Source organism: Synechococcus sp. WH 7805 (genome assembly GCF_000153285.1).
GTDB lineage: Bacteria > Cyanobacteriota > Cyanobacteriia > PCC-6307 > Cyanobiaceae > Synechococcus_C.
The window spans coordinates 1,386,047-1,397,842 of the sequence record NZ_CH724168.1; the positions used below are offsets into that span (position 1 = coordinate 1,386,047).

The 11,796-nt window shown below is 62.8% G+C and carries 12 protein-coding genes; 5 read left to right on the top strand and 7 right to left on the bottom strand.

Features of this window, described 5'->3' with window-relative positions; all coding sequences use genetic code 11:
• Positions 1 to 5: 5 nt before the first annotated feature.
• Positions 6 to 2,390 (bottom strand): UvrD-helicase domain-containing protein, encoded by a 2,385-nt coding sequence (locus WH7805_RS07435; RefSeq protein ID WP_006042416.1) that lies wholly within the window; start codon positions 2,388 to 2,390, stop codon positions 6 to 8.
• Complete coding sequence (locus WH7805_RS07440) at positions 2,387 to 3,601, bottom strand: O-antigen ligase (RefSeq protein WP_006042417.1); 1,215 nt, start codon at positions 3,599 to 3,601, stop codon at positions 2,387 to 2,389. The genes WH7805_RS07435 and WH7805_RS07440 overlap by 4 nt, the downstream gene beginning before the upstream one ends.
• Positions 3,602 to 3,636: 35 nt before the next feature.
• On the opposite strand from WH7805_RS07440, the gene WH7805_RS07445 reads away from it, so the two are divergent.
• From WH7805_RS07445 to WH7805_RS07455, 3 genes are read left to right on the top strand one after another with little or no spacing between them, the layout of a single operon-like run.
• A complete protein-coding gene (locus tag WH7805_RS07445; RefSeq protein WP_006042418.1) occupies positions 3,637 to 4,680 on the top strand; it encodes an SIS domain-containing protein in 1,044 nt (347 codons plus the stop codon).
• A complete protein-coding gene (locus tag WH7805_RS07450; RefSeq protein WP_006042419.1) occupies positions 4,680 to 5,243 on the top strand; it encodes an HAD family hydrolase in 564 nt (187 codons plus the stop codon). The genes WH7805_RS07445 and WH7805_RS07450 overlap by 1 nt, the downstream gene beginning before the upstream one ends.
• Positions 5,236 to 6,102 (top strand): sulfotransferase family protein, encoded by an 867-nt coding sequence (locus WH7805_RS07455; RefSeq protein WP_006042420.1) that lies wholly within the window; start codon positions 5,236 to 5,238, stop codon positions 6,100 to 6,102. Before WH7805_RS07450 ends, WH7805_RS07455 begins: the two co-directional genes overlap by 8 nt.
• 11 nt (positions 6,103 to 6,113) lie before the next feature.
• Here WH7805_RS07455 and WH7805_RS07460 read toward each other — a convergent pair whose 3' ends face one another.
• The 5 genes from WH7805_RS07460 to WH7805_RS07480 are packed head-to-tail and all read right to left on the bottom strand — an operon-like array spanning position 6,114 to position 9,255.
• Positions 6,114 to 6,308: a hypothetical protein gene (locus WH7805_RS07460; protein ID WP_006042421.1), complete on the bottom strand. Its 195-nt coding sequence runs from the start codon at positions 6,306 to 6,308 to the stop codon at positions 6,114 to 6,116.
• On the bottom strand, positions 6,298 to 6,480 hold the full coding sequence (locus tag WH7805_RS14725) for a hypothetical protein (protein WP_006042422.1): 183 nt from the start codon (positions 6,478 to 6,480) through the stop codon (positions 6,298 to 6,300). Before WH7805_RS14725 ends, WH7805_RS07460 begins: the two co-directional genes overlap by 11 nt.
• Entirely contained in the window at positions 6,477 to 7,724 is a 1,248-nt protein-coding gene (locus tag WH7805_RS07470) for a CCA tRNA nucleotidyltransferase (protein WP_006042423.1), read from the bottom strand. The genes WH7805_RS14725 and WH7805_RS07470 overlap by 4 nt, the downstream gene beginning before the upstream one ends.
• A gap of 2 nt (positions 7,725 to 7,726) precedes the next feature.
• Positions 7,727 to 8,539: a 3-deoxy-manno-octulosonate cytidylyltransferase gene (kdsB, locus tag WH7805_RS07475; protein ID WP_006042424.1), complete on the bottom strand. Its 813-nt coding sequence runs from the start codon at positions 8,537 to 8,539 to the stop codon at positions 7,727 to 7,729.
• Entirely contained in the window at positions 8,539 to 9,255 is a 717-nt protein-coding gene (locus tag WH7805_RS07480) for a glycosyltransferase (RefSeq protein WP_006042425.1), read from the bottom strand. The genes kdsB and WH7805_RS07480 overlap by 1 nt, the downstream gene beginning before the upstream one ends.
• A gap of 76 nt (positions 9,256 to 9,331) precedes the next feature.
• Between WH7805_RS07480 and kdsA the strand changes: the two genes are divergently transcribed.
• Together kdsA and WH7805_RS07490 are read left to right on the top strand one after the other, a co-directional pair.
• Positions 9,332 to 10,183, top strand: coding sequence for a 3-deoxy-8-phosphooctulonate synthase (kdsA, locus tag WH7805_RS07485; protein ID WP_006042426.1), 852 nt, complete (start codon positions 9,332 to 9,334; stop codon positions 10,181 to 10,183).
• Complete coding sequence (locus WH7805_RS07490; protein WP_006042427.1) at positions 10,180 to 11,796, top strand: hypothetical protein; 1,617 nt, start codon at positions 10,180 to 10,182, stop codon at positions 11,794 to 11,796. Before kdsA ends, WH7805_RS07490 begins: the two co-directional genes overlap by 4 nt.

Consider the following 11,796-nt stretch of genomic DNA (forward strand, 5'->3'; position numbering starts at 1 on the left):
CAAGCTCACGGCAAGGGCTCAATCGGCGCCAAGCGCGGATCCAGGATCTTGGGACCCATCCCTGCGAACTTCACCGCAATCGACACCTTCTCGCCACTACCGAAGGTGTGGGTGACCTCTCCTTCTCCGAAGCTGCTGTGCAGCACCCGGTCACCCACGCTCCAGCTGCGACCGGGCGCTGGACCGGCCTGACGCCGACGCACCGCGTTAGCAGGGGCGCTGCTGGGTTGCTCACGGTCCACGCGAGTGAGGCGATCTAGACGTTGTTCCCGGCGGATCGCAGCGCCTCCTGAGCGCGGGATCTCTCCTTGCACCAGCGCTTCCGGCAGTTCGGAGAGGAACACACTCGGCACGGCCGGTTCGCGCATGCCACCCCAGAGACGTCGTTCGCTGGCATGGGAGAGGAACAGGCGCTCCTTGGCCCGGGTGATGCCCACATAACAGAGCCGCCGCTCTTCCTCCAGCGAAGCGGGATCGTCAAGGGAGCGATAGCTGGGAAAGAGCCCCTGCTCCAGACCCACCAGGCACACCACCGGAAATTCCAGACCTTTACTGCTGTGCAGGGTCATCAGAGTGACGCGATCGGCGGCGGTGTCCTTGCTATCGGCATCGCTGGCCAGAGCCGCAGAGGCCAGAAAACCCTCGAGATCTCCCTCCTCGTTTTCCTCCTGGTACTGCAAACCTGCATTCACCAGCTCCTGCAGATTGCGCCTGCGTTCCTCGGCCTCATCGCTGCCTTCGGTGATCAGTTCGCTGACGTAGCCACTGAGCTCCATTACCTGCTGAATCAGTTCAGAAGGGGGCGTGGTGGACACACGTTCGCGCAAGCCGTTGATCAGCTCACAGAACTGCAGCAAGCCCCGGGCGGAACGGCCACCGAGGGAGCGCACCGCTTCGGGATCACTCACCACATCCCAGAGGGGAATGCCCAGCTGATTGGCCGCATCAGTGAGCCGCTGGATCGTGGTCTTGCCGATGCCCCGCTTGGGCACATTGATCACCCGCAGCAAACTCACGGTGTCGGCAGGGTTGATCAGCAGGCGCAGGTAGCCGAGCACATCCTTGATTTCCCTCCGGTCGTAAAAGCGCAGGCCGCCCACCACGACATAAGGAATCCTCCAGCGCACCAGGGATTCCTCCAGCGCCCGCGACTGAGCATTGGTGCGATAGAGACAGGCCATGTCCCCCCAGGTCAGCTCGGGGTTGGCTGCTTCCATCATCCGCAGCCGATGCACCACCGCTTCGGCCTCGGCGATCTCGTCATCACAGCGGGTCAAAGAAATCAGCTCCCCCTCGCCGCGGGTGGGACGCAGCACCTTGTCGATGCGCTCGCTGTTGTTCGCAATCAAGGCATTGGCAGCCTCGAGAATCGTGGCCGTCGAGCGGTAGTTCTCCTCCAGTTTCACCATGGTGCGGGTGGCCTCATCGGGCTCCTGGTCTCCGAAGTCGTCCTGAAAGCCCATCAGGATCGTGAAGTCCGCCGCCCGGAAGCTGTAGATGCTCTGATCGGCATCGCCCACCACAAACACCGACCGACCTGTCCAGTTGTCGTAGGTCTGGGGATCCTTGCCGTCAGTGACCAGCAACTTGATCAGGTCGTACTGGGTGCGGTTGGTGTCTTGATATTCATCCACCAGCACATGGGCGAAACGGCGGTGCCAGTAGCCGCGCACCTGCTCGTTCTGCTGCAGCAGCTGCACCGGCATCAACAGCAGGTCATCGAAATCGAGGGCATTGTTGGCCGCGAGGGCCTTGCGGTAGCGCCGGTACACGTCGGCGGTGAGTTTGCCCCGCTGCCCCTCGGCATTGGCCTCGAGCTGATCGGGCAGCCACCCCTGATTCTTAGCGTTACTGATCGCCCAACGGGTTTTTTTCGGTTCGAAGCGCTTGGGGTCAAGCTGAAGCTCCTGGGTCACAATCTCCTTCACCAGGCTCTGGGCATCGGCCTCGTCGTAGATGGAGAACTGCTTGGTCCAAGAGAGTCCTTCGCTGTCCTTGAACTTGTCGATGTCGTAGCGGAGCATCCGTGCGAAAAGGGCATGAAAGGTGCCGATCCACAGCTCCTTGGTGACTTCCCGGTAGATGCGTGAGCGCAGCTGACGCTGCTCCACCGGCGGCAGGGTGCTCCAGGGTTGGCCGAACTGACTCTGGGCCAGTCGCTGGGCAAGCAGGAGCTCCAGACGCTCCTTCATCTCACGGGCTGCCTTGTTCGTGAAGGTCACAGCCAGGATCTGGGCGGGATCGGCACCGTGCTCCCCAATGAGATGGGCAATGCGATGGGTCAAGGCCCGGGTCTTGCCGCTACCCGCACCAGCCACCACCAGCAGGGGCCCCTCATGGTGATCAACCGCCCGGCGCTGGGCGTCATTGAGGCCGGCGAGAAAGCTCATGGGGCGATGGTACGGACATTGGCTTTTAGAAGCGCCGCACCAGGCATCCAGGCCAGAGCCAGGATGTAACCAGTGATCACCTGCTGCAGGGACGTTTTCAACAGGGTGGATTCCACCAGAGACGACATCAGGATGAACACAGCACAGGCCAAAGCAAGCCTGCACAGCGGCCCCTGATCCCCGGCCAATCCCTGAAACAAGCGCTGAAAGGTGAGCCCCAAGGCGATCAGCAGCAGCACCAGGCTGACAAGCCCCTGATCGGCGAGCACCTGCAGAAACACGTTGTGCGCATGGGGAATGCCCGTGGTGTAGCCGGGGAGAAACACCTTGCCGGCGCAATGGTCCGACACCCGGTCATACCCCTGGCCGGTGAACAGATCAGGGCCCGCCTGCAATGACCGCAGCACGAAGCACTGAGCCACGCGGGCACGCCCGGCATCGCTTGGATTCAGGTTCGCCAATGGGCTGAAGGGGGCATACAGCGCCACGTTGAACACCAGGCACAGGGCGAGAACGGCAGCCGCCAAAGCTCGGCCATGGCGAGCCACCCACCGGCGACGCTGCCAACACAGTTCAGCGACAACAACGGCAAGGATCGGAAACAGCAGCGCGGCCCGTGAGCCTGTGCCAAAGGCCAGGACGAAACTGAGCGCACCGATCAGCGCCGCCCCACGGGACCACCAGATCCGCGCCTCCCAGCGGAACAGCCCGTACCCCACGAGCGTCAGCAAGCCGTATAGGTATCCGCTGCGGTTGATCGTGATCTTTTGGATGCGAAGGGCTTCCTGAGGAAGACGATCACGCAGGGCAGACCAGGGAATGACATCGAGGTTGCCGTTCAGGCGATCGAATTCCACAAACGGAAGCGACACCACAACGGTGCACAGCACGATCCATAGAGCCAGGGGCCACTGCGCCGGTGACTGGCGCAAGCCTGCAGCAAACGCCAGCAGAACCAGGATGAGATCGGTGGGCGCCGCCACGCTCACCGGATGAATCACAGCTCCCACGCTCACTGCCAGAACGCCGATCAGCACCGCATAGGCCGGCTGCCCCGGCAGGTTCCCTAGCAATTTCAGACTGCACCAGAGCGCCAGGATCCAGATCATCCCCGCGGGATCGCCGCTGCGCTGCCACGCCAGCCCTAGGAGCGAGAGCGGCAGCAGTAGATCCAGCCAAGGGGAGGCCAGTCGTTGGACCAATCCTGTCAACAGTTACCGATCTGGTGGTTCTAAGCCTGCCAGACATGAACCACAGCATTCCTGTCGTGGCCGAGAATGCCGACCAACTTGATCATTCGATCGTGTCCGCACTCACCCGCTGCCTGCAGGAAGAGGCTGCCGCCATTGCGGCGGCGGCCTCTCAGCTGTCTGCAGACGAGGTTGAGGGAGCACTGGCCCTTCTGGAGCGCTGTGCTGACCGCAAGGCCAAATTGGTGATCACGGGGGTTGGCAAGAGCGGGATCGTGGCCCGCAAGATTGCCGCTACCTTCTCCTCCATCGGCCTGATGGCCCTTTACCTCAATCCCCTTGATGCCCTGCACGGGGACCTGGGCGTGGTCGCTCCTGACGATGTTTGCCTGCTGCTGTCCAACAGTGGAGAAACGGCAGAGCTTTTGGAAGTGCTCCCCCATCTCAAACGTCGTGGTACGGCCCGGATCGCCCTGGTGGGACGGGCCGACTCCTCCCTGGCCCGCGGCAGTGATGTGGTGCTCGACGCCTCCGTGGATCGGGAGGTCTGCCCTCTCAACCTCGCCCCCACGGCCAGCACCGCAGTGGCCATGGCCATCGGCGATGCCCTGGCGGCGGTGTGGATGGAACGGCGCGGGATTTCCTCAGCCGACTTTGCCCTGAACCACCCAGCCGGTGCCCTGGGTAAGCAGCTCACGATGACGGTGGCTGATCTGATGATCCCTGTCGCCCAGCTGCCATCGATCACACCCACGACGCCACTACCGGACGTGATCGGTCGCCTAACCCAAGGGGCGATCGGCAGCGGCTGGGTAGAGGACCCCGCCCAACCAGGCCGTCTGCTGGGACTGATCACGGACGGCGATCTGCGCCGAGCCCTGCGTGATCACGGTCCAGAACGTTGGCCAGCGCTCACCGCTGGCGAGCTGATGACGGCGGATCCGATCACGGTGTCGGCCGACATCCTGGCCGTGGAAGCGATTCAGCGCATGGAGCACAACCGTCGCAAACCGATCTCCGTGCTGCCGGTCGTGGATGAGCACGATGGCTTGCATGGTCTGCTGCGCTTGCACGATCTCGTCCAGGCCGGGCTGGCCTGATGCAACACCTGCTGCGCGAATGGCAATGGCACAGGCAGCGCCAGCGGTTAGCCACGCTCCAGCTGCTGGTCTTGGATGTGGATGGTGTGCTCACCGATGGCGGGCTCTGGTTCAACCCTGACGGACAGCTGCAGAAACGCTTCGATGTGCGCGACGGACTCGGGCTGCGATTGCTTCAAAAAGCGAGCCTGCATCTGGCCTTTCTTAGTGGCGGCCAAGGCGGTGCCACGGAGGTGAGGGCACGCCAGCTGGGCATCAAACACTGCCTGGTTGGCATTAAGGACAAACCACCGGCCCTTGCTGCACTGCGACAGGAACTCGGTGTGTCCCAATCCCGCACTGCCTTCCTCGGCGATGACCTCAACGACCTAGCGGTCAGAGGTCACGTGGGACTTCTGCTGGCACCAAACGATGCCTGTCGCCCCCTGCGGCAACAGGCCGATGCTGTGCTGCAGAGCCGCGGTGGGCACGGTGCTGTAAGGGAACTGGCGGAACGCATCCTGCAGGCGCGTGGGGACTGGGCGGCGCTGCGCCGCCACGGCTGGCGTGACCGCAATGACTGAGTCACTCTCTCCAGCCGGTGGCGTTTTCCTGCTGGGACTCGGGGCTCAGAAAGCCGGCACCACCTGGCTACATGAACAGCTGCAGCGCAGGGCTGATACGGACTTCGGCGTTCTGAAGGAGTACCACGTGCACGATGCCCGAACCATGCCGGAATTGGCTCGGTTCCGGCGCATTGAGATGTCGCTAAGCCAGCCCCGCAGCTGGATTCAGCCCCGCAGCTGGATGCGCCAGCTGTTCATCCGCCAGCCAGACCTCTACTTCGACTATTTCGCCTGGTTGCTGCGCAGACCGCGCCGCAAAGGCTGCTCAGTCACCTTGACCGGAGATATCACGCCGTCGTATGCGGCACTATCAGCAAACACGCTTCAATTAATCCAATCCGGCTTCCGACAACGCAGCATCAACGTGCGTCCTGTGTTCCTCATGCGGGACCCGATCGAGCGGCTGATCTCCAGCCAACGCATGAAACAACGCAAGCTCGGCAAGCGAGATGCAGCGAGTGAAATCGCCGGCTTACGCAAGCGGGTGCGCAAGGGCCCGAGTCTGCGCAGTGATTACGGCCGCACCCTGGAGAACCTCAGACACAGTTTTGGGATCCAGGAGTGCTATCTCGGTCTCTATGAAACGCTGTTTCAAACCGAAACGTATGCGCAACTCTGTGCATTCCTCGGTCTTCGTTACCACGAACCAGCTTGGGACCAGCGCGTGAATGCGAGTGACAGCAGCACTGACATCCCCGACGATCTCTTGGCTGAATTAGGACAGTCGCTCGCCGATGATGTCAAAGCCGTGCGTCAGTTGCTTCCTGAGGTTGACCTTGAACAGCACTGGCCAACGGCAAGCCGCTGGTGCCGCTAAGCACTTCAGGCTCACAGCGATACCCGGCCACTGTCGGCCAGCCAGAGCTGGTCGGGCGCTGGGCGTCTGATCAAGGCACGTTGCAGCGCATCGCCATCCCTCCAAGGGACAGACGGTGGACTCATTCGCCCGGCTGCGACCTCCATCCGATCACTGAGATTGAGCAGACGGGCACGACGTGAGTAACGGCGAGGCTCACGCTGCAAACGCCTGCTGAGCGCAGGGTCCTAATCGACGAAGCTGTGCCACCACCAGCTCAGCAGGAGCAGGGCCAACCAGGGAATCAGTGCGGGATAGCTGGGCTGAAAGCTCTTGCCTGTGGTGCAAGCCCATCGGTCCAAAGTCGGCAGACACCAGAAGCACCAGCCAGCGCTTCATCGCAGTCCCTCCAGCACCTGATCCCGGGAGCGACGCAGCGCCTCCCCTAACAGCGGTCCAGGTTGCATGCCCTGGGCGATCAAGTCCCTGGCGCTGACCGAGGCGGTCGCATGCCGCCAGCGCCCCCACCAGCGCAGCATCGGGCGCCAGCACAGTGGGGTTTCGATCACCGCCAAAGCCACCACCGGCGCGGACCAGTTGGCCTGCTCAAGACGTGAGGTCCACTCCAGAGCTCCCCATTGGCGCCATGGCTGGGGCAACACCTCCTGCTCCAGCCAGTGCCGCAGCGCTTGCAGTTGCTCCAGCCAGCGCAACTGCTGCATGGGAATCTCAAGCCGCTGAGCCAGAGCGACGGGTTCCTCGGCTGCGGCGATCAAGGCGCTGAGCAAGGGAAGTTGCAGACGTGCAGCCCGCCGCAATCTGCATATGAGCTTGGCCTCGCTCTGCAACAACGGATCCAGAAGAGGCAGCGCAGACCATTTCTGCAGCAAGGTCAGAGCCTGCGGCCAGGGTTCCCGCTCCAGGAGCAGATCCAGCTCCATACGCAAGCGGGTCCCCAGGGCTGGAGGCACCTCATCCACAACATCGCCATGCCGCCAGGCCCAAGGCCAGCGCTCCAGCGTGGTCTTCAACTGCTGCAGGGATCCCGAATCGAGATCGAATCCAAGCCGGGCGCCATAACGGGCAGCGCGAATCACGCGCGTTGGGTCATCAGAAACGCTGGCCTCATGCAAAAACACCAACTGCCGTGAAGCCAGGTGGTCGAGACCACCATGGGGATCCAGCAGCTGCTGGCTGCCATCGCCATGCAACACCAACGCCATGGCATTCGCCGTGAAATCCCGGCGTGCCAGATCCTCTTCGAGCGGTCCCGGTTGAACGATTGGGTTCTCGCCCGGTAGGGGATACCGCTCCTCACGGGCACCGGCCAGATCGATCAGCACGCCATCCAGCATCAGTTCCGCCGTGCCGAAGCGCTCATGCAACTGCAGCCACGGCATCCGCTCAGCACCGAACCTTTGCTGGAGACCACGGGCCAGATCAGCGCAGGATCCTTCCAGCACCAGATCCAGATCCGGAAGCCCTGTCCAGGAGGCCCCATAGCATTGATGGAGCAGGGCATCACGGACGGCACCACCGACCAGAGCCAACCGCCCAAGCCCCTGGAGTCGAACCTGCTCGACGAGGGCCAACGTCAACTCCGGGGGAATGCCTGGCAGCTCAAGGCGTGAGATCGCCCCCATCCCTACGTGCGAGCCATCCGGCGGGCCTCCTCCAGCTGCTCCGGTGTATCCACAGAGAGTGAGGTTCCCTCCACCCTGAAGGTGGCGACCGTATGCCCGGCTTCGATCAAGCGCAGCTGCTCCAGGCGCTCGAGATCTTCAAGAGGAGAAGCCGGCAGTTGATCCCATTGGGCCAGCACATCCCCCCGGAAGCCATACATACCCACATGTCCCCAGTAAGGCGCATGCCGATGCCAGTCAGCGGGATCCACGTCACGGACATGGGGGATGGCGGAACGGGAGAAGTACAACGCCCGGCCATCGTGGGCCACCAGGGTTTTCACGACGGCTGGATTGTGGATGGTGTCCGCGGTCAAGCGGTAGATCGGTGTCACCACTGCGGGCACAGGCTCGCGCCGTCCGAATTCCTCAACCATCGCAGTTACGACAGCAGGGTCAAGAAAGGGCTGGTCACCCTGCACATTGATCACGGCCGTGGTGCGGAGCCGCTCGGCTCTCTGCGGTTCATCCCAACAATCAACCCGCTCGACCCAGGCCTTAGCCACCAGCTGGTCGGCCACGGAGGCGATGCGCTCGCTACCGGAGCTGCAAGAGTCCGAAGTCATCAGCACCGGAAAACCCCACCCCTGAGCCAGCTGCTGCAGCCGAGAACTGTCCGTGCAGAGCACCACTGCTGCAGGCCCAGCGGCATGGGCGCAGCGTTCCAGCACCCGCTGGATCATTGGCTTGCCGCCAATCTCCGCCAATACTTTGTCGGGCAAGCGGGAGGACGCCAACCGGGCCGGCACCGCCACCACTGAACGCTGAATCGTCATCAGTCCCAGAGCTTCATGGCGTCATCACGGGCCGAGAACCATTCCGCCGCAAGCGGCCCACCCATCGTGCGCTGCTCCCTGAACCAGGGGCCGCCGAGGGTCCAGTGCAGCAAGCGCGGACCACCTTCTTCCGCAGCCGCCGTGGGTGCGTCCTGCACATCCACGAGATGGTTCCAACCAGCATCCAAGGCACCGATCTCATGATCGCCCTCCAGCCAATGGAATCGGTGGAGTTCCAATCCTGTGGCCCTGTTCACATAGTCCACGGTCAACGCCGTGCAGCGGCTGCAGTTCAGCAACATCAGCGAGCTCCAGTTCTTCTTCGGGTAAGCGCTCTGCACTTCCCCCAGAAATTTCACCGTTTCGCCGGGCACATGCTCGTGCTGCACGCACATCGCTCCATAGCGATCATCCCGCTGGTCCCAGAGCTGCTTGATATCACCGCGGCAGAGCATGTCGCAGTCCATGAAAATCGCCCAGCCCTGATACCCCATCAAATGGGGCACCAGAAAGCGGGTGAAGGAAAACGCCGTGCTCTGCTTGGGATCCCGCTGGCGCCGGTACAGCCCCTGAGCCTCCAGTTGGGGGGTCACCAAGGGCGTGATCGCCAGTGGCGACGTGCTGTGCTGATACAGGCTGTCGATCAGCACATTGGTGGCAGCCCGCTCCCGCGGGTCGTAACCGATGAAGATCGGAATCGGAGCGAGGGTCGTCACCGGCAGGCCTGGTCTGGGCGCAGATTACGGCCCGCTCCAGCACGAGGCCTAGGCTTTCGGCCCTGGAAGCACAACCATGGCAGCGCGGCAGGTCAGTCTTGGGTCAATCACCTTCGCCAACGACGCGCCCTTCGTGCTGATCGGCGGGGTGAACGTGCTGGAGTCGCAGCAGTTCGCCCTCGATGCAGCAGCGAAGTACGCCGATGTCTGCCGCCGGCTCGCGATCCCTCTGGTCTTCAAAGCGTCCTTTGACAAGGCCAACCGATCATCGGTTCACTCGTTCCGTGGACCCGGACTGGAGGAGGGCCTGGCGATGCTTCAGGCCGTCAAAGACACCCATGGGATGCCCGTGATCACGGACGTGCATACACCCGAGCAGGCCGCTCCAGCTGCAGAGGTGTGCGACATCATCCAACTCCCGGCATTTCTGGCCCGCCAGACGGATCTGGTGGAAGCGATGGCGCAAACCGGCGCAGTGATCAACATCAAGAAGCCGCAGTTTCTGAGCCCCTCTCAGATGGCCAACGTGGTGGAGAAGTTCCGCGAGTGCGGCAATGAGCGGTTGCTGATCTGCGAGCGCGGCAGCAATTTTGGCTACGACAACCTGGTGGTGGACATGTTGGGGTTTGGCGTCATGAAGCGCTGCTGCGACGACTTGCCTCTGATTTTTGATGTCACCCATGCGTTGCAGTGCCGTGATCCCGGCGGTGCGGCGTCGGGAGGTCGCCGCAGTCAGGTGCTGGATCTGGCCCGCGCCGGAATGGCCATCGGACTGGCAGGTCTGTTTCTGGAGTCCCATCCAGATCCAAGTCAGGCCCGCTGCGATGGACCGAGCGCCCTGCCGCTGGAGCAACTGGAACCCTTCCTCTCCCAACTCAAGGCTGTGGATGACCTGGTGAAATCCCTGCCAGCCCTCACCATCCAATGATTCAGGCCGCCAGCAAGCAATGGCTGCTGGCCTACAACCAGATCAGCCACGGCCTGGTTCTCAGCCTGGTGGCGCTCGGTGTGATCACTCTCCTCGTGATCGCCGCCAAAGACCAGGACCCAACAGATCAGCGCACCCAACCCTTGCCCTTCCGGATCCTGAGATGGATCCGGCGTCACCCTGTTGTGACCGTGGTGTTCGCGGGCTACACCGTGGCGATGGTGCAGGGCACCAGCTGGTTCTATCCGGAACTGCCCGACCTCTACCAAGGCTTCATCCACAGTCCGCTGCTCGACCAGCCCCAGGTGCAAGAGCGCTTCATCGCCGAAACGATGCAGCGCAACAGCTTCCGTTTTTTCCCTCTCGCCCACCAGGACCTGCATGCCCTCAGCTGGTTCACGCCCTACGTGAAGGTATGGATGCTGGTCAGTGCGGTCGAATTGATGGCGATCGTGGTGCTCAGCGCCCGGATGGTGCAGGAGATGGTGGGACCACCGCGGGTCCCTGGGCTGCTTCTGAGCATGGCCCTGCTGTTTCTCTTCGCACCGGCCACCGGATGGGGGTTCTTCCAGCTGGTCTACTGCGAGCGGCTGCTCACGGTGTTGTTCGCCGGCTATGCCTTCAGCTACTGGCGCTTCATCAAGAGCGGCCGCAGACGGTCCGGGGCGTTCACTCTTATGTGGGCACTGCTCGGTGTGTATGTCAAAGACATCGCCGTGCTGCTGTTCGTGATCCCAGCTCTGCTGCGCTGGCTCACCACTCCGGCCGCTCGGCGCTGGCGATCCCTGGAGAGCGCACTGATCGCCCTTGTGCCGGTGGTGGCGGTCTCCTACGTGACGCTCAGCCTTCTGCCCAGCCTTGTCGCCCAGGCCACACCCTTCAGCAGCGAGGGACGCTGGAGCCTGGATGCGGACTGGCGACTGATCGCTCTCTTCGGCTTCAACGCTCTGCGGCTGCTGCCTCTTGTTCGCAACCGACGGTCTACTGACCTGCTGGACGGGCTCAATCTGGCGGTCATTCTCTACGCGGTCGCCCTCTGGGCCAGCGTCGGCTACCCCTACGCCAGCTTCTGGACCCTGCCGGTGCAACTGGTCACGGTGCTTGACCTGGGCTGGATCTGGTGCTGCTGGCTGGTGCCGCGTCTGGGTCGCCGTCCAGCCTCTGCCACGGTCGCAGCCCTGGGGATGGCCGGAAGCCTGGTGCTGGTCGGCCTCGAACACCGCGCCTCAGAAACCTTCAGCAAGCGCGTGCGCACGATCAAAACCACGCAGCGCCGCTGGCGCGAAACCTTCGATGCCATGGCAGCACTCAGCCGCGACAGCCGGGAGAAGGGAGAGCCGGTGAATGTGATTTTCATGCGCTCCTATTTCAATCAGCACACCCTCAAACCGCTGGCGGTGGACCGACTGATCGAGTACCACCGCCAGCGCCGCACGTACACCGTGGTGGAAGGCCTCAACCGGGGAGAGGCTTACACGCCCCAACCGGGTGATTTTCTACTCACGATCGACAAACGCGAGCGCAAGGATTTGGGGCAGGATGGCCAGGCCTTTGCGGAGATCTACCGCCACAGCACCGCCAAGCGGGCTGGGCGCATCTTCCGCCACCGCTGA

Bases quoted from the DNA above. Each gene is read 5' to 3' on its own strand.
- kdsB (WP_006042424.1), bottom strand. From the start codon at position 8,539: ATGACGATTCAGCGTTCAGTGGTGGCGGTGCCGGCCCGGTTGGCGTCC.
- WH7805_RS07455 (WP_006042420.1), top strand. From the start codon at position 5,236: ATGACTGAGTCACTCTCTCCAGCCGGTGGCGTTTTCCTGCTGGGACTC.
- WH7805_RS14725 (WP_006042422.1), bottom strand. From the start codon at position 6,480: ATGAAGCGCTGGCTGGTGCTTCTGGTGTCTGCCGACTTTGGACCGATG.
- WH7805_RS07435 (WP_006042416.1), bottom strand. From the start codon at position 2,390: ATGAGCTTTCTCGCCGGCCTCAATGACGCCCAGCGCCGGGCGGTTGAT.
- WH7805_RS07470 (WP_006042423.1), bottom strand. From the start codon at position 7,724: ATGGGGGCGATCTCACGCCTTGAGCTGCCAGGCATTCCCCCGGAGTTG.
- WH7805_RS07490 (WP_006042427.1), top strand. From the start codon at position 10,180: ATGATTCAGGCCGCCAGCAAGCAATGGCTGCTGGCCTACAACCAGATC.
- WH7805_RS07450 (WP_006042419.1), top strand. From the start codon at position 4,680: ATGCAACACCTGCTGCGCGAATGGCAATGGCACAGGCAGCGCCAGCGG.
- kdsA (WP_006042426.1), top strand. From the start codon at position 9,332: ATGGCAGCGCGGCAGGTCAGTCTTGGGTCAATCACCTTCGCCAACGAC.
- WH7805_RS07445 (WP_006042418.1), top strand. From the start codon at position 3,637: ATGAACCACAGCATTCCTGTCGTGGCCGAGAATGCCGACCAACTTGAT.